Origin of the sequence: Solimonas aquatica (genome assembly GCF_900111015.1) — a bacterium.
GTDB lineage: Bacteria > Pseudomonadota > Gammaproteobacteria > Nevskiales > Nevskiaceae > Solimonas > Solimonas aquatica.
In genome coordinates this window covers 1-17,068 of sequence record NZ_FOFS01000024.1, presented here as the reverse complement: position 1 = coordinate 17,068, position 17,068 = coordinate 1, and the positions used below count along the sequence as shown (strand labels likewise).

Sequence of the window (17,068 nt, the reverse complement as noted above, 5' to 3'; positions counted from 1 at the left end):
GTGCCATGAATGGCACTCCCAAAATGCGAACGCCCGGCCAGGGATGGCCGGGCAGGGCGTCCTCACCGAACGCCGGTCGCGCCAGGGATGGCGCCAGAAGTTTTTTGGACGAGTCCAGCGCAGCCGCGTTGAGCTCGAAACCCCGGGGAGCCCTAACAAGGCGTCAGCACCCATAACGGAGTAGCACATGGCAAAGAAGGTACAGGCCTACATCAAGCTGCAGATTCCTGCAGGCAAGGCCAATCCGGCGCCGCCGGTCGGTCCGGCGCTCGGTCAGAACGGCGTCAACATCATGGAGTTCTGCAAGCAGTTCAACGCGCATACGCAGAAGCTCGAACCCGGCATTCCGACGCCGGTGGTGATCACGGTCTATTCCGACCGTTCCTTCACCTTCATCACCAAGACCGCGCCGGCGACGGTGCTGATCAAGAAGGCTGCCGGCATCGAGTCCGGTTCGCCGACGCCGCACACCAAGAAGGTGGGCAAGATCACCAAGAAGCAGGTTGAGGACATCGCCAAGGTGAAGATGCCCGACCTCAACGCCGGCAGCATGGAAGCGGCCTGCCGCCTGATCGCCGGTTCTGCCCGTTCGATGGGCATCGAAGTGGTGGAGAAGTAAGCCATGGCGAAGATCACCAAGAAGCAGAAGGCCCTGGCCGCCAAGGTCGCCCCGGGCAAGGTTTACACGCTGGATGAGGCCATCAAGCTGGTCAAGGAATGCGCCACCGCCAAGTTCAAGGAATCGGTGGACATGGCGATCAATCTCGGCATCGACGCCAAGAAGTCCGACCAGAACGTGCGCGGCTCCACCGTGCTGCCGCACGGCAACGGCAAGAGCGTGCGCGTGGCGGTGTTCGCGCAGGGGGCCAAGGCAGAGGAAGCCAAGGCCGCCGGTGCCGACGCCGTGGGCATGGACGACCTCGCCGCCAAGATGAAGGAAGGCGATCTGAGCTATCAGGTCGTCATCGCCGAACCCGCCGCGATGCGCGTGGTCGGTTCGCTGGGCCAGGTGCTGGGCCCGCGCGGCCTGATGCCGAACCCGAAGACCGGCACCGTGACCGCCGACGTGGTGTCTGCAGTCAAGAACGCCAAGGCCGGTATGGCCAAGTTCCGCACCGACAAGGCCGGTATCCTGCACTGCTCGATCGCCGCCGCCGATTTCGAAGTGGACAAGATCAAGGACAACCTGGTGGCGGTCGTGCGCGATGTGCGCAAGGCCAAGCCGTCCAGCAGCAAGGGCATCTACATCAAGAAGGTGACCCTCTCCACCACCATGGGCCCGGGCGTGCGGGTCGATGTGGGTTCGCTGCCGGAGTGAAGCGTGATTCGTGACGGGTGATTCGTGATGAGCAAAGCGGTTTTGCCAATCACGGATCAGCCGGCACACAAAAGAACTTTGAAGTGTGGCGTCAGCCTCACATCGAAGACCGTCAGTGGTTCCCGAGCCGCAAGCAGCAACAGGCAAGGGCGCATTAAAGGCTGGTTCGCCAGCCGCTGACGCAGATAGGTCGGTTTCGCAAGAAACCGTTTTTGAGGCAACTAGGAGTTAGTTCAGATGGCTCTGAGGCTGGATGACAAGAAGGCCCTGGTTGCGGAAGTGAACGAAGTCGCCAAGCGCGCGTACTCGGCAGTGGCTGCCGAATACCGTGGCCTGACGGCTGGCAAGTTCGACATCCTGCGCACGAAGGCCCGTGAAAACGGCGTCTATCTGCACGTGGTGAAGAACACGCTGGCAGCCCGTGCGGTTGAAGGCACCGAGTTTGAGTGCCTGCAGCCTGCGCTGGTCGGTCCGCTGGTTCTGGGTTTCTCGCTCGAGGATCCGGGTTCGGTGGGTCGCGTCATCAAGGACTTCGCGAAGGACAACGACAAGCTGGTGGTCAAGGCGATCGCGGTCGGCGGCACCCTCTACGGGGCCAAGGACATCGAACGTCTGGCCTCGATGCCGACCCGCGAGCAGGCTCTGGCCATGCTCGCCGGCGTCATCAAGGCACCGGTCACCAAGCTGGCTCGCACCCTGGCCGAACCTGCCGCCAAGGCTGCACGCGCCGTCAAGGCCGTGGCCGACGCCAAGCAGGCTGGCTAAGACACTTCCACAGTTAGGCTTTCCACACTTTTAATTTTTGGAGTAATAGCAATGGCATCGAAGGAAGAAATCCTTGACGGCATCGCCAACCTGTCCGTGCTGGACCTGGTTGATCTGGTCAAGATGATCGAAGACAAGTTCGGCGTGTCCGCCGCCGCCCCGGTGGCGGTTGCCGCCGCCGCTGGCCCGGCCGCCGCTGCGGCCCCGGTGGAAGAGAAGACCGAGTTCACGGTCGTGCTCGCCGCTATCGACGCGGCCAAGAAGGTCAACGCGATCAAGGTCGTGCGCGAAATCACCGGTCTGGGCCTGAAGGAAGCCAAGGACCTGGTCGAAGGCGCGCCGCAGACCGTCAAGGAAGGCGTCGACAAGAAGACCGCCGACGACATCAAGAAGAAGCTGGAAGAAGCGGGCGGCAAGGTCGAGCTCAAGTAAGGCGACCCGACGCATTGCATTCGAAGGCAACTTCGTAGTGTGGTGGCAAAGGCTGGGGGCGGCAAAGCCCCCGGCCTTTCGCCGCTAGAGACGCAAGGGAAAAACCCAGACGTCTGGCCGTGGCAAAAGCAGCAGCCAGACGTGTGTGTTTTTCGAAGCGCGAAAGCGCATCTGACAGCAAGAGGTAACCGATGGCCTACTCGTTCACCGAGAAAAAGCGCATCCGCAAGGACTTCAGCAAGCTGAAGGAAACGCTGGAAATTCCTTATCTGCTGGCGACGCAGATCGATTCTTACCGGCAGTTCCTGCAGGCGGAGACGCAACCGGCCAAGCGCAAGGCCCTGGGCCTGCAGGCCTCGTTCAAGTCGGTGTTTCCGATGGTGTCGTACAACGGCGCCGCCGCCCTGGAGTTCGTGAAGTACCGTTTCGACGAACCGCCGTTCGACGAAAAGGAATGCCGCGTGCGCGGCATGACCTACGCCGCGCCGCTGAAAGTCACCGTGCGTCTGGTGATCTTCGACCGCGAGTCGAAGGAAAAGCGCGTGAAGGACGTGCGTGAGCAGGAGGTCTATCTCGGCGAAGTGCCGCTGATGACCGGCCACGGCACCTTCATCATCAACGGCACCGAGCGCGTGGTGGTCAGCCAGCTGCATCGCTCGCCCGGCGTGTTCTTCGATCACGACAAGGGCAAGACCCACAGCTCGGGCAAGCTGCTGTACAGCGCCCGCATCATTCCCTACCGTGGCTCCTGGCTGGACTTCGAGTTCGACCCGAAGGACAACCTGTTCGCCCGTATCGACCGTCGCCGCAAGCTGCCGGTGACCATCGTGCTGCGCGCCCTGGGCTACAACAACGAACAGATGCTCGCGATGTTCCACGAGCAGAACCTGTTCACCCTGGAGAGCGACGGCGCCAGCCTGGAACTGATTCCGGAACGCCTGAAGGGCGAGAAGGCGCAGTTCGACATCGTGGCCGACGGCAAGACCCTGGTGGAAGAGGGCAAGCTGATCACGGCGCGTCACATCAAGATGATCGCCGAGGCCGGCCTCAAGCGCCTGCACGTGCCCGACAGCTATCTGGTCGGCAAGACCATCGCGCGTGATCTGGTGGCCACCGGCACCGGCGAGATCCTCGCCGCCGCCAACAGCGAAGTCACGCAGAACCTGCTGGCCAAGCTGCGCGAGTCCGGCATCAAGCAGCTGCCGACCCTCTACGTCAACGACGTGGACAAGGGTCCGTACGTGTCCACCACGCTCAACATCGATCCGACCAAGACCAAGCTCGAAGCCCTGGTCGAAATCTATCGCATGATGCGCCCCGGCGAGCCGCCCACCAAGGACGCCGCCGAACAGCTGTTCCACGGCATGTTCTTCTCGCCCGAGAAGTACGACCTCTCCGCCGTGGGCCGCATGAAGTTCAACCGCCGCCTGCGCCGCGACACCGTCGAAGGCCCGGGCGTGGTTTACGACGGCGAGCTGTTCTCCAAGTTCAACGACGAGTTCTCCAAGGATCTCTACGCCAAGTACGGCCGCGAGCATTCCGACATCATTGACGTGATCCGCGAGATCATCGCGATCCGCAACGGTGAGCAGCAGACCGACGATATCGACCATCTCGGCAACCGACGCATCCGTGCGGTGGGCGAAATGACCGAGAACGTGTTCCGTACCGGTCTGGTGCGCGTGGAGCGCGCGGTGCGTGAGCGCCTGGCCCTGGCCGAGGCGGAAAACCTCACGCCGCAGGACCTCATCAATGCAAAGCCGGTGTCGGCCGCGATCAAGGAGTTCTTCGGCTCCTCGCAGCTGTCGCAGTTCATGGACCAGAACAACCCGCTGTCGGAAGTCACGCACAAGCGTCGCGTGTCGGCCCTCGGCCCGGGTGGTCTGACCCGCGAGCGCGCCGGCTTCGAAGTGCGCGACGTGCATCCCACGCACTACGGCCGCGTCTGCCCGATTGAAACGCCGGAAGGTCCGAACATCGGTCTGATCAACTCGCTGGCCTGCTATGCGCGTACCAACGAGTACGGCTTCCTCGAAACCGCCTACCGCAAGGTTACCGACGGCGTGGTCAGCGATCAGGTCGACTACCTGTCGGCCATCGAAGAAGGCCGCTACGTCATCGCCCAGGCCAACGCCGAACTCGATGCCGGCAACCGCTTCAAGACCGATCTGGTCTCGGTGCGTTTCCAGAACGAATTCACCATGACCGCGCCGGACAAGGTGCAGTACATGGACGTCTCGCCGCGCCAGATCGTGTCGGTGGCCGCCGCGCTGATTCCGTTCCTGGAGCACGACGACGCCAACCGCGCGCTGATGGGTTCGAACATGCAGCGTCAGGCGGTGCCGACGCTGCGCGCCGACAAGCCCCTGGTGGGCACCGGCATCGAGCGTCGCGTGGCCGTGGACTCCGGCAACGCCATCCAGGCGCGCCGTGGCGGCGTGGTGGAGAAGGTCGACGCCGCGCGTATCGTGATCCGCGTCAACGACGAGGAGACGGTGGCCGGCGAAGCGGGCGTGGACATCTACAACCTGGTCAAGTACGTCCGTTCCAACCAGAACACCTGCATCAACCAGAAGCCCATCGTGCGCCCGGGCGACAAGATCGCGCGCGGTGACGTGGTGGCCGACGGTCCTTCGACCGATCTGGGTGAGCTGGCGCTGGGTCAGAACATGCTGATCGCGTTCATGCCCTGGAACGGCTACAACTTCGAAGACTCGATCCTGATCTCCGAGCGCGTGGTCGAGGAAGATCGTTTCACCACGATCCACATCGAAGAACTCACCTGCGTGGCCCGCGAAACCAAGCTCGGGCCCGAGGAAATCACCGCCGACATCCCCAACGTCAACGAGCAGGCCCTGCGCAAGCTCGATGAGTCGGGCATCGTCTACATCGGCGCCGAGGTCAAGGCCGGCGATCTGCTCTGCGGCAAGGTCACGCCCAAGGGCGAAACCCAGCTGACCCCGGAAGAGAAGCTGCTGCGCGCGATCTTCGGCGAGAAGGCTTCCGACGTGAAGGACACCTCGCTGCGCGTGCCGGCCGGCATGGACGGCACGGTGATCGACGTGCGCGTGTTCACCCGCGAAGGCGTGAAGAAGGACAAGCGCGCGCTGTCCATCGAAGAGAGCGAACTCGCCGCGGTGCGCAAGGACCTCGCCGACCAGCAGCGCATCTTCGAGGACGACATCTATGATCGTCTGCGCAAGATCCTGCTCGGCAAGACCGCCGACGGTGGTCCCAACAAGCTGAAGAAGGGCGCCAAGGTCGACGCCGAGTACCTGGATTCCATCGAGCGCGAGAAGTGGTTTGAAATCCGCCTCGCCGAGGACGAAGTCCAGAACCAGCTGGAAGCCGCCAACAAGCAGCTGCGCGACATGCGCTCGGAGTTCGACAAGCGCTTCGAGGACAAGAAGCGCAAGATCCAGTCGGGCGATGAGCTGTCCCCGGGCGTGCTGAAGATGGTCAAGGTCTACCTGGCCGTGAAGCGCCGCATCCAGCCGGGCGACAAGATGGCCGGCCGCCACGGCAACAAGGGCGTGATCAGCCAGATCGTGCCGGTGGAAGACATGCCGCACATGGAAGACGGCACGCCGGTCGACATCGTGCTCAATCCGCTGGGCGTGCCCTCGCGTATGAACATCGGCCAGCTGCTGGAAGTGCATCTGGGCTGGGCTGCCAAGGGCATCGGCAAGAAGATCGACCAGATGCTGCAGCAGCAGAAGTCGGTGGCCGAGCTGCGCAAGTACCTGGACGTGGTCTACAACAAGACCGGCGGCAAGGCCGACGTCGATGTCGACGATCTGACCGATGTCGAAGTGATCAACCTGGCCAGGAACCTGACCGGTGGTCTGCCGGTGTCCACGCCGGTGTTCGACGGCGCCGCCGAGGAAGAGATCAAGGCACTGCTGGAGCTGGCCGGTCTGCCGCGCAGCGGTCAGGCGCAGCTCACCGACGGCCGTACCGGCGAGCAGTTCGCGCGCAAGGTCACCGTCGGCTACATGTACATGCTCAAGCTCAACCACCTGGTGGACGACAAGATGCACGCGCGTTCCACCGGTCCGTACTCGCTGGTCACGCAGCAGCCGCTGGGTGGCAAGGCGCAGTTCGGCGGTCAGCGCTTCGGCGAAATGGAAGTCTGGGCGCTGGAAGCCTACGGCGCGGCCTACACCCTGCAGGAAATGCTGACGGTGAAGTCCGACGACACCAACGGCCGCACCCGTATGTACAAGTCCATCGTCGATGGCGACCACCGCATGGTGGCGGGCATGCCCGAGTCGTTCAACGTGCTGGTCAAGGAAATCCGCTCGATCGGTCTGAACATCGAGCTGGAACAGAACCAGTAAGCGGACGCGAAGGAATCAGGAGTATTCGATGAAAGACTTTTTCAATCTGATCCGCAATCCCGAGGAAGCCGAGGACTTCGACGCCATCAAGATCGGCCTCGCCTCCCCGGAGACGGTGCGGTCCTGGTCCTACGGCGAGGTCAAGAAGCCGGAGACCATCAACTACCGCACCTTCAAGCCCGAGCGTGACGGCCTGTTCTGCGCCAAGATCTTCGGGCCGATCAAGGACTACGAGTGCCTGTGCGGCAAGTACAAGCGCCTCAAGCACCGCGGCGTGGTCTGCGAGAAGTGCGGCGTGGAAGTGACCGTGGCCAAGGTGCGCCGCGAGCGCATGGGCCATATCGACCTGGCCTCGCCGGTCGCGCACATCTGGTTTTTGAAGTCGCTGCCGAGCCGTATCGGCCTGCTGCTCGACATGCCGCTGCGCGCCATCGAGCGCGTGCTGTATTTCGAAGCCCACATCGTGGTCGATCCGGGCCTCACCCCGCTGGAACGCGGCCAATTGCTGACCGAAGAGGATTACCTCAACTCGGTGGAGCAGCACGGCGATGACTTCGACGCCCGCATGGGCGCCGAGGCGATCCGCGACCTGCTGCACGGCATCGACCTGCAGACCGAGGCCGCGCGCCTGCGCGAAGAGCTCAACACCACCAGCTCCGAGACGAAGATCAAGAAGCTGGCCAAGCGCCTGAAGCTGATCGAGTACTTCATCGCCTCCGGCAACAAGCCGGAGTGGATGATTCTCACCGTGCTGCCGGTGCTGCCGCCGGACCTGCGTCCGCTGGTGCCGCTGGACGGCGGCCGCTTCGCGACCTCCGATCTCAACGATCTGTACCGCCGCGTCATCAACCGCAACAACCGTCTCAAGCGCCTGCTGGAACTGTCGGCGCCGGACATCATCGTGCGCAACGAAAAGCGCATGCTGCAGGAGTCGGTGGATGCGCTGATCGACAACGGCCGTCGCGGCCGCGCGATCACCGGCACCAACAAGCGCCCGCTCAAGTCGCTCGCCGACATGATCAAGGGCAAGCAGGGCCGCTTCCGTCAGAACCTGCTCGGCAAGCGCGTCGACTACTCCGGCCGTTCGGTCATCGTGGTCGGCCCGACCCTGAAGCTGCACCAGTGCGGTCTGCCCAAGAAGATGGCGCTGGAGCTGTTCAAGCCCTTCGTGTTCTCGCGCCTGCAGCGTCTGGGCATCGCCACGACGATCAAGGCCGCCAAGAAGATGGTGGAGCGCGAAGAGCCGGCGGTGTGGGACGCGCTGGAAGAGTGCATCAAGGAACATCCGGTGCTGCTCAACCGCGCGCCGACCCTGCACCGTCTCGGCATCCAGGCTTTCGAGCCGCTGCTGATCGAAGGCAAGGCCATCAACCTGCACCCGCTGGTCTGCACCGCCTTCAACGCCGACTTCGACGGCGACCAGATGGCTGTGCACGTGCCGCTGTCGCTGGAGGCGCAGCTGGAAGCGCGCGTGCTGATGATGTCCACCAACAACATCCTGTCGCCGGCCTCCGGCGATCCGATCATCGTGCCGTCGCAGGACGTGGTGCTCGGTCTGTACTGGATGAGCCGTGAGCGCGTCGGCGCCGACGGCGAGGGCATGGTGTTCAGCGACGTCGCTGAAGTGCATCGCGCCTACGAGTCCGGCATCATCGATCTGCAGGCCAAGATCAAGGTCCGCCTGCGTGACTACACCGAAGCCGGCGAAGAACTGTTCCATCTGGTGGACACCACCACCGGCCGCGCCCTGCTGTCGGAAGTGCTGCCGGCCAAGGTGCCGCTCTCGGTCATCAACAAGACCCTGACCAAGAAAGAGATCAGCCGCGTCATCAACTACGTGTACCGCCGCTGCGGCACGAAGGACACGGTGATCTTCGCCGACCAGATGATGTACACGGGCTTCCGCATGTCGACCAAGGCCGGCATCAGCTTCTGCCTGGACGACATCATCATCCCGGAAGAGAAGGCCAAGATCCTCGAACAGGCCGAAGAGAAGGTCAAAGAGGTCGACGCCGAGTACAACCAGGGTCTGACCACCGGTGGCGAGCGCAAGAACCGCGTGATCGACATCTGGTCGCGCGCCAACGACGACATCTCCAAGGCGATGATGGTGCGTATCGGCTCCGAAGCCGCCACCACCCGCGATGGCAAGGCGGTCAAGCAGCCGAGCTTCAACTCGGTGTTCATGATGGCCGACTCCGGCGCCCGTGGTAGCCAGGCGCAGATCCGTCAGCTGGCCGGCATGCGCGGCCTGATGGCCAAGCCGGACGGCTCGATCATCGAAACGCCGATCACCGCCAACTTCCGCGAAGGCCTGAACGTCAACCAGTACTTCATCTCCACCCACGGTGCGCGTAAGGGTCTTGCCGATACCGCGCTCAAGACCGCCAACTCGGGTTATCTGACCCGTCGTCTGGTGGACGTGGCGCAGGACATGGTGGTCACCGGCCAGGACTGCGGCACCGAGCAGGGTCTGCTCATGATGCCGATCGTGGAAGGCGGCGACGTGCTCGAAGCCCTGCGCGACCGCGTGCTGGGCCGCGTGGTGCTGCGCGATGCGCACAAGCCGGGCACGGATGAAGTCGTGATCCCGTCCGGCACCATGATCGACGAGAAGTGGGCCGACGTCCTGGAGAAGAACTCCATCGACGAAATCTGGGTGCGTTCGCCGATCACCTGCGAGCTGCCCTTCGGTGTCTGCGCCGCCTGCTACGGCCGCGATCTGGCCCGTGGCCATCGCGTCAACATCGGTGAGGCCGTGGGCGTGATCGCCGCGCAGTCCATCGGTGAGCCCGGCACGCAGCTGACCATGCGTACCTTCCACGTCGGTGGCGCCGCCTCGCGTGCGGCCTCGGCCGATGGCGTGGATTCGCGCGCGGCCGGCACGGTGCGCGTGCACAACCTCAAGACCGTCACCAACAAGGACGGGCATCTGGTGGCGGTCAGCCGCTCCGGCGAAATCGGCGTCATCGACGCCAACGGCCGCGAGCGCGAGCGCTACAAGATCCCCTACGGCGCCACCATCCTGGTCAAGGACGGCGACGAGGTGAAGGGCGGTACCCGGCTGGCCAAGTGGGACCCGCATACCCACCCGATCGTCACCGAGCTGTCCGGCTTCGTGAAACTGCAGGACTTCACCGAAGGCCTGACCGTGACCCGCGAGACCGACCCGCTGACCGGCGTGTCCACCCGCGTGGTGACCGAAGCCAAGGCGCGTGGTTCGGCGGCCAAGGACCTGAAGCCGACCATCATCCTGGTCGATGCCAAGGGCAAGCAGCTGAGCTTCCCGGGCACCGACATCCCGGCGGCCTACACCCTGCCGCCGAAGGCGATCGTGGCGGTGGAAGACGGCGACGAAGTGGGCGTGGGCGGCACCATCGCCCGTATCCCGCAGGAAGCCTCCAAGTCGCGCGACATCACCGGCGGTCTGCCGCGTGTGGCCGACCTCTTCGAGGCGCGCAAGCCCAAGGAACCGGCGGTGCTCGCCGAGACCACCGGCACCATCAAGTTCGGTACCGGCACCAAGGGCAAGCAGCGCATCAAGATCGTCCGCGCCGACGGCTCCGAGGCCGAAATCCTGGTGCCGAAGTGGGTGGAAATCCGCGTGTTCGAAGGTGAGCACGTGGAGCAGGGCGAAATCATCTCCGATGGTGAGCCCAGCCCGCACGACATCCTGCGCCTGCAGGGCGTCACCGCCCTGGCCAATTACCTGGTCAAGGAAATCCAGGACGTCTATCGCCTGCAGGGCGTGAAGATCAACGACAAGCACATCGAAACCATCGTGCGGCAGATGCTGCGCAAGGTGGAGATCACCGAGTCGGGCGATTCCAAGTTCCTGCAGGGCGAGCAGGTGGAAATCTTCCAGGTGCTGGCCGAGAACAAGCGTCTGGCCGGCAAGGGCGAGCGTGGCGCGCGTTTCGAGCGCCAGTTGCTGGGCATCACCAAGGCCTCGCTGTCCACCGAGAGCTTCATCTCGGCGGCCTCGTTCCAGGAAACCACCCGCGTGCTCACCGAAGCCTCGGTGCGCGGCTCGCGCGACGAGCTGCGTGGCCTGAAGGAAAACGTGATCGTCGGCCGTCTGATCCCGGCTGGTACGGGTCTGGCCTACCACGAGCAGCGCCGCAAGCAGCGTGGCGGCAGCCTGCTGGCCGAGCTGCAGGCCTCGGCCCTGTCCTCCACGGGCAGCTTCGAAGCCACCGCCGGCGATCGCCTAGCCAGCCGTGCCCAGCCGGCCGGCGGCGATGCCGATGCCGAAGGCGGCGAGGAGCCGGCTGAAGAGGGCGGCGAGGACTGAGGCGGTTCGCAGTCCTTAACCCAAGGAAGTTGTTTTTGCAGCAAGCAAAACCCCGGCCCTCCGGCCGGGGTTTTGTGTCATCACTCCAGTGCGGCGCGTTCATCGCGCCTGCCCTGCGCAAAAGTCACGCCTTTGTCGTTGACTCTGCCAGTGCCGGCCTTTATGATGCGCGCCCTTTCCCGACAGCCGACCCAGAGGTCAGCTGTCTTTTCTTTGTCAAGCCGGGAAGTTCCAACGTGCCAACAGTCAACCAGTTAGTGCGCAAAGGCCGCTCCGTTGCCGCCGATAAGAGCAAGGTGCCTGCGCTCACCGGCTCGCCGCAGAAGCGCGGCGTTTGCACCCGCGTCTACACCACGACCCCCAAGAAGCCGAACTCGGCACTGCGCAAAGTCTGCAAAGTGCGTCTGACCAACGGTTTCGAAGTGATCTCCTACATCGGTGGCGAAGGCCACAATCTGCAGGAGCATTCGGTGGTCATGATTCGCGGCGGCCGTGTCAAAGATCTTCCCGGCGTCCGCTACCACACCGTTCGCGGTGCGCTGGACTGCGCGGGCATCGACAAGCGCCGTCAGAGCCGTTCCAAGTACGGCGCCAAGCGTCCCAAGGCGGGCGCTGCCCCGGCCGCGGGCAAGAAGAAGTAAGAGCGGGCCCTGATCAGGGCCCGAGTAAGGCGCAATTCCGCGCCTGAAGATCACATCAAGGATTCAACATGTCTCGTCGTCGCAAGCCGGAAATCCGCAAGGTTCTTCCCGACCCCAAGTACAAGAGCGAACTGGTGTCCAAGTTCGTGAACATGGTCATGGAGAGCGGCAAGAAGTCCGTCGCCGAAAAGATCGTTTACGGCGCCCTGGAACAGATCGCCACCAAGAAGAAGGTGGAAGCGCCGGTCGAGCTGCTGCAGCTCGCGTTCGAAAACGTGGCGCCGACCGTCGAGGTCAAGTCGCGTCGCGTCGGTGGTGCCACCTACCAGGTGCCCGTTGAAGTCCGCGCCTCCCGTCGCACCACGCTGGCCATGCGCTGGGTTCTCGCCGCCGCTTCCGCGCGCGGTGAGCAGGGCATGGAAAGCCGCCTCGCCGGCGAGCTGATCGATGCCTCGGAGCATCGCGGCGCCGCCGTGAAGAAGCGCGAAGACACCCACAAGATGGCCGAAGCCAACAAGGCCTTCGCCCATTTCCGCTGGTAAGACCTTTCATCCATCCGTGGCCGACCCCATTTAAGGAGGTCCAGCCACCAACCGAGCACTGCCATGGCCCGCACGACGCCCATTGAGCGCTACCGCAACATCGGTATTTCCGCGCACATCGACGCCGGCAAGACCACCACCACCGAGCGCGTCCTGTTCTACACGGGCGTGAATCACAAGCTGGGCGAAGTTCATGATGGCGCCGCCACCATGGACTGGATGGAGCAGGAGCAGGAGCGCGGCATCACCATCACCTCGGCGGCCACCACCACGTTCTGGCGTGGCATGGGCAACCAGTTCGAGCAGCACCGCATCAACATCATCGACACCCCGGGGCACGTGGACTTCACCATCGAAGTCGAACGCTCCATGCGTGTGCTCGACGGCGCCTGCATGCTGTACTGCGCCGTGGGCGGTGTGCAGCCGCAGTCCGAGACCGTGTGGCGTCAGGCCACCAAGTACGGCGTGCCGCGTCTGGCCTTCGTCAACAAGATGGACCGCACCGGCGCCGACTTCTTCAAGGTCTACAAGCAGATGAAGGAGAAGCTGCGCGCCAATCCGGTGCCCATCGTCATCCCCATCGGTGCCGAGGACAAGTTCCAGGGCGTGGTCGACCTCATCAAGATGAAGGCGATCATCTGGGACGAAGCTTCCCAGGGCATGAAGTTCGAATACGGCGAAATCCCCGCCGAGCTCGTCGCGAGCGCCAAGGAATGGCGTGAGAAGATGGTCGAGGCCGCCGCCGAAGCCTCCGAAGAGCTGATGAACAAGTATCTCGAAGAGGGTGACCTCTCCGAGACCGAGATCAAGGCCGCGCTGCGCCAGCGCACCATTGCGCTCGAAATCTTCCCGATGCTCTGCGGCTCGGCGTTCAAGAACAAGGGCGTGCAGGCCATGCTCGATGCGGTCATCGAGTATCTGCCCTCGCCCACCGAAGTGCCCGCGATCAAGGGCGAAGACGCTGAAACCGGCGAGCCGGTCGAGCGTCACGCTGATGACAACGAGCCCTTCTCCGCGCTCGGCTTCAAGATCATGACCGACCCCTTCGTCGGCCAGCTGACCTTCATCCGCGTCTACTCGGGCGTGCTGAAGAAGGGCGACAGCGTCTACAACTCGCGCAGTGGCAAGAGCGAGCGCATCGGCCGTCTGGTGCAGATGCACGCCAACGAGCGCCAGGAAATCGACGAAGTGCGCGCCGGCGACATCGCCGCCTGCGTCGGCCTCAAGGAAGTCTATACGGGCACCACGCTCGCTTCTTCCGACAAGCCGGTCGTGCTCGAGCGCATGGAGTTCCCCGAGCCGGTGATCAGCCAGGCCGTGGAGCCGAAGACCAAGGCCGACCAGGAAAAGATGGGCATCGCGCTGAACAAGCTGGCCCAGGAAGATCCTTCGTTCCGCGTCAAGACCGACGAGGAAACCGGCCAGACCATCATCTCCGGCATGGGCGAGCTGCACCTTGAAATCCTCGTGGACCGCATGAAGCGCGAGTTCAAGGTCGAGGCCAATGTCGGTGCGCCGCAGGTGGCCTATCGCGAAACGATCCGCCGCCAGGTGGAGTCGGAAGGCAAGTTCGTGCGCCAGTCCGGCGGTCGCGGCCAGTACGGCCATTGCTGGCTGCGCATCGAGCCGCTGACCGACGAGAACCGCAGCGAGCCGGGCAAGAGCTACGAGTTCGTCAACGGCATCGTCGGCGGCGTGATTCCGAAGGAATACGTGCCGGCCATCGACAAGGGCATCGTCGAAGCCATGAAGAACGGCGTGGTCGCCGGCTATCCCATGGTGGACATCAAGGTCACCGTGTTCGACGGTTCGTACCACGACGTCGACTCCAACGAAATGGCGTTCAAGATCGCCGGCTCGATGGGCTTCAAGGACGGCGCCGCCAAGGCCGGCCCGGTGCTCCTGGAGCCGATCATGGGCGTGGAAGTGGAAACGCCCGAAGACTACATGGGCGACGTGATGGGCGACCTCAATCGCCGTCGCGGCGTGATTCTGGGCATGGACGACAACTACGGCGCCAAGATCATCCGCGCCGAGGTGCCGCTCTCGGAAATGTTTGGTTACTCGACCACGCTGCGTTCGATGTCGCAGGGTCGCGCGACCTACACCATGGAGTTCAAGAAGTATCAGGAAGCGCCGGCCATGGTCACGGCCGCGCTGACCAAGAAATCGTGATTCGTGATTCGTGAGCGCTGATTCGTCCAGATCGGCGCTCGCGAGTTGCTAATCACAAATCACCAATCACGAATTACGAGGTAGAGGATCATGGCAAAGGGTAAGTTTGAGCGTACGAAGCCGCACGTGAACGTGGGCACGATTGGCCACGTGGACCACGGCAAGACGACGACGACGGCGGCATTGACGAAGGTGTCGTCGGACAAGTTTGGTGGCACGTACGTGCCCTACGACCAGGTGGCGAAGGCGTCGGAGAGCCAGGGCCGTCGCGATGCGACGAAGATTCTGACGATTGCGACCTCGCACGTGGAATATGAGACTGCGGGCCGTCACTACGCGCACGTGGACTGCCCTGGGCATGCCGACTACGTGAAGAACATGATCACGGGCGCGGCGCAGATGGACGGCGCGATTCTGGTGGTGTCGGCGGTGGACGGCCCGATGCCGCAGACGCGCGAGCACGTGCTGCTGGCCAAGCAGGTGAACGTGCCGAAGATCGTGGTGTGGCTGAACAAGTGCGACCTGGTGGAAGACGCTGAGCTTCTGGACCTGGTCGAGATGGAAGTGCGCGACCTGTTGAGCAAGTACGGTTTTGACGGCGACAACACGCCGGTGATCCGTGGCTCGGCGACGAAGGCGATTGCGGGCGAGGCGGAGTGGGTTGCCAAGCTGCAGGAGCTGTACGACGCGCTGGACAGCTGGATTCCGGAACCGCAGCGCGAGACGGACAAGCCGTTCCTGCTGCCGATCGAAGACGTGTTCTCGATCTCGGGCCGCGGCACGGTGGTGACGGGCCGCATTGAGCGCGGCATCGTGAAGGTGGGCGAGGAAGTGGAGATCGTGGGTATCCGCGACACGCAGAAGACCATCGTCACGGGCGTTGAGATGTTCCGCAAGCTGCTGGACCAGGGGCAGGCGGGCGACAACGTGGGCATTCTGCTGCGCGGCACGAAGAAGGAAGACGTGGAGCGCGGCCAGGTGCTGTGCAAGCCGGGCACGATCAAGCCGCACGCCAAGTTTGAGGGCGAGGTGTACGTGCTGACGAAGGAAGAGGGCGGCCGTCACACGCCGTTCTTCAAGGGCTATCGTCCGCAGTTCTACTTCCGCACCACGGACGTGACGGGCAGCATCCAGTTCAGCCAGGAAATGGTGATGCCGGGTGACAACGTGCAGATGACGGTGGAGCTGATCAGCCCGATCGCCATGGAAGACGGTGTGCGCTTCGCCATCCGCGAGGGCGGCCGTACCGTCGGCGCCGGCGTCGTCACCAAGATCCTGGCCTAAAAAACCGCTCGAGCCGCGCCGGCCGGCGTTCCCGGCTGGCGCGATTTTTGACTTGGCGGCGCGGATTCCCTAAAATCCGCGCCCCTTTTTGGCTTTGTGCCGGCACGACAGGGCGATAGCTCAACTGGTAGAGCGGCGGTCTCCAAAACCGCAGGTTGGGGGTTCGAAACCCTCTCGCCCTGCCACTTCTCACGAGGAAGTGGCGCATTGTCGATGTCGCAGCGGCGCCCAAGACGAGTCCATGGAAGTCCAAACTACTGAACAGAAGGCAGCTTCGTCCTCCAAGGACTCGTTGCTTCTGATTGCGGCTGCCGTGGCACTGCTCGGCGGCATGTTTGCGTTTTACTACTTCGAGGGGCAGTTCAATGCCCTCGTGCGTACCCTGATTCTGCTGGTTGGCGTGGCCGCCGGCCTGGCGCTGGCCTACCAGAGCACGCTGGGCCGGGAGCTGTGGAGCTATGTGCTCGGCTCGCGCGTCGAGCTGCGCAAGGTGGTCTGGCCGACGCGTCAGGAAAGCGTGCAGACCACGCTGATGATCGCGGTGGTGGTACTGGTGATGGCGCTGCTGCTCTGGGGCCTGGACTCCGGTCTGCTCTGGATCGTCGAAAAACTGACCGGGCGGGGAGTCTAAAAGGCCATGGCCATGCGTTGGTACGTTGTGCACGCGTACTCCCAGTACGAAAACTCGGTGATGAAGGCGCTCAAGGAGCGCATCAACCGTGCCGGCCTGCAGGAGCAGTTCGGTGAAATCCTGGTGCCCACCGAAGAAGTGGTGGAGATCAAGGAAGGCGTGAAGCGCACGACCGAGCGCAAGTTCTTCCCCGGCTATGTGCTGGTGCAGATGGAAATGAACGAGGACACCTGGCACCTCGTGAAGTCCACGCCCAAGGTCATGGGCTTCATCGGCGGCACGCCGGACAAGCCGGCGCCGATTTCCGACAAGGAAGCCGAAAAAATTCTGAACCGCGTCACCGAGTCCGTGGAGAAGCCGCGGCCCAAGACGCTGTTCGAGCCGGGCGAGTCGATCCGCGTCAAGGAAGGTCCGTTTGCCGACTTCCAGGGTGTGGTCGAAGAGGTCAACTACGAGAAGAACCGCCTGCGCGTGGCGGTGCTGATCTTCGGGCGCTCCACGCCCGTGGAACTCGAGTTCAGCCAGGTCGAGAAGGGGTGAGCATTTTGGGAGTGCCATGAATGGCACTCCCAAAATGCGAACGCCCGGCCAGGGATGGCCGGGCAGGGCGTCCTCACCGAACGCCGGTCGCGCCAGGGATGGCGCA

The 17,068-nt window shown here is 63.5% G+C and carries 12 protein-coding genes and 1 tRNA gene; all 13 read left to right on the top strand.

Annotated features, from left to right (window positions below; genetic code table 11):
* Positions 1-187 precede the first annotated feature (187 nt).
* Positions 188-619 (top strand): 50S ribosomal protein L11, encoded by a 432-nt coding sequence (gene rplK, locus BMY12_RS19690; protein ID WP_093289718.1) that lies wholly within the window; start codon positions 188-190, stop codon positions 617-619.
* A gap of 3 nt (positions 620-622) precedes the next feature.
* Positions 623-1,318 (top strand): 50S ribosomal protein L1, encoded by a 696-nt coding sequence (gene rplA, locus BMY12_RS19685; RefSeq protein ID WP_093289716.1) that lies wholly within the window; start codon positions 623-625, stop codon positions 1,316-1,318.
* 237 nt (positions 1,319-1,555) lie between these two features.
* Positions 1,556-2,083: a 50S ribosomal protein L10 gene (rplJ, locus tag BMY12_RS19680; RefSeq protein ID WP_093289715.1), complete on the top strand. Its 528-nt coding sequence runs from the start codon at positions 1,556-1,558 to the stop codon at positions 2,081-2,083.
* A gap of 51 nt (positions 2,084-2,134) precedes the next feature.
* Positions 2,135-2,515 carry a 50S ribosomal protein L7/L12 gene (rplL, locus tag BMY12_RS19675; protein ID WP_093289713.1) on the top strand — a complete coding sequence of 127 codons (381 nt, stop codon included), beginning with the start codon at positions 2,135-2,137 and terminating at the stop codon, positions 2,513-2,515.
* Between the two features lie 191 nt (positions 2,516-2,706).
* The gene (rpoB, locus tag BMY12_RS19670; protein ID WP_093289712.1) at positions 2,707-6,855 is read left to right on the top strand and encodes a DNA-directed RNA polymerase subunit beta; all 4,149 of its coding nucleotides are present in this window, start codon (positions 2,707-2,709) and stop codon (positions 6,853-6,855) included.
* Positions 6,856-6,883: 28 nt separating this feature from the next.
* Positions 6,884-11,149 carry a DNA-directed RNA polymerase subunit beta' gene (rpoC, locus tag BMY12_RS19665; RefSeq protein ID WP_093289710.1) on the top strand — a complete coding sequence of 1,422 codons (4,266 nt, stop codon included), beginning with the start codon at positions 6,884-6,886 and terminating at the stop codon, positions 11,147-11,149.
* Positions 11,150-11,385: 236 nt separating this feature from the next.
* On the top strand, positions 11,386-11,790 hold the full coding sequence (rpsL, locus tag BMY12_RS19660; RefSeq protein WP_093289709.1) for a 30S ribosomal protein S12: 405 nt from the start codon (positions 11,386-11,388) through the stop codon (positions 11,788-11,790).
* Positions 11,791-11,858: 68 nt separating this feature from the next.
* Positions 11,859-12,332, top strand: a complete 474-nt coding sequence (rpsG, locus tag BMY12_RS19655; protein WP_093289707.1) for a 30S ribosomal protein S7 — start codon at positions 11,859-11,861, stop codon at positions 12,330-12,332.
* Positions 12,333-12,395: 63 nt separating this feature from the next.
* Entirely contained in the window at positions 12,396-14,507 is a 2,112-nt protein-coding gene (gene fusA / locus BMY12_RS19650; RefSeq protein WP_093289706.1) for an elongation factor G, read from the top strand.
* Between the two features lie 90 nt (positions 14,508-14,597).
* Complete coding sequence (tuf, locus tag BMY12_RS19645; protein WP_093287876.1) at positions 14,598-15,791, top strand: elongation factor Tu; 1,194 nt, start codon at positions 14,598-14,600, stop codon at positions 15,789-15,791.
* A 109-nt stretch (positions 15,792-15,900) separates the two neighbouring features.
* Positions 15,901-15,976 (top strand) — tRNA-Trp (locus tag BMY12_RS19640).
* A gap of 56 nt (positions 15,977-16,032) precedes the next feature.
* A complete protein-coding gene (gene secE / locus BMY12_RS19635; RefSeq protein WP_093289704.1) occupies positions 16,033-16,422 on the top strand; it encodes a preprotein translocase subunit SecE in 390 nt (129 codons plus the stop codon).
* A 6-nt stretch (positions 16,423-16,428) separates the two neighbouring features.
* Entirely contained in the window at positions 16,429-16,962 is a 534-nt protein-coding gene (gene nusG, locus BMY12_RS19630) for a transcription termination/antitermination protein NusG (protein ID WP_093289703.1), read from the top strand.
* Positions 16,963-17,068 lie beyond the last annotated feature (106 nt).

Excerpts from the sequence above, each read along its gene's own strand:
- rpoC (WP_093289710.1), top strand. The coding sequence starts at position 6,884 with ATGAAAGACTTTTTCAATCTGATCCGCAATCCCGAGGAAGCCGAGGAC.
- rplK (WP_093289718.1), top strand. The coding sequence starts at position 188 with ATGGCAAAGAAGGTACAGGCCTACATCAAGCTGCAGATTCCTGCAGGC.
- tuf (WP_093287876.1), top strand. The coding sequence starts at position 14,598 with ATGGCAAAGGGTAAGTTTGAGCGTACGAAGCCGCACGTGAACGTGGGC.
- rpoB (WP_093289712.1), top strand. The coding sequence starts at position 2,707 with ATGGCCTACTCGTTCACCGAGAAAAAGCGCATCCGCAAGGACTTCAGC.
- fusA (WP_093289706.1), top strand. The coding sequence starts at position 12,396 with ATGGCCCGCACGACGCCCATTGAGCGCTACCGCAACATCGGTATTTCC.
- rplA (WP_093289716.1), top strand. The coding sequence starts at position 623 with ATGGCGAAGATCACCAAGAAGCAGAAGGCCCTGGCCGCCAAGGTCGCC.
- rplL (WP_093289713.1), top strand. The coding sequence starts at position 2,135 with ATGGCATCGAAGGAAGAAATCCTTGACGGCATCGCCAACCTGTCCGTG.
- rpsG (WP_093289707.1), top strand. The coding sequence starts at position 11,859 with ATGTCTCGTCGTCGCAAGCCGGAAATCCGCAAGGTTCTTCCCGACCCC.
- secE (WP_093289704.1), top strand. The coding sequence starts at position 16,033 with ATGGAAGTCCAAACTACTGAACAGAAGGCAGCTTCGTCCTCCAAGGAC.
- nusG (WP_093289703.1), top strand. The coding sequence starts at position 16,429 with ATGGCCATGCGTTGGTACGTTGTGCACGCGTACTCCCAGTACGAAAAC.
- rplJ (WP_093289715.1), top strand. The coding sequence starts at position 1,556 with ATGGCTCTGAGGCTGGATGACAAGAAGGCCCTGGTTGCGGAAGTGAAC.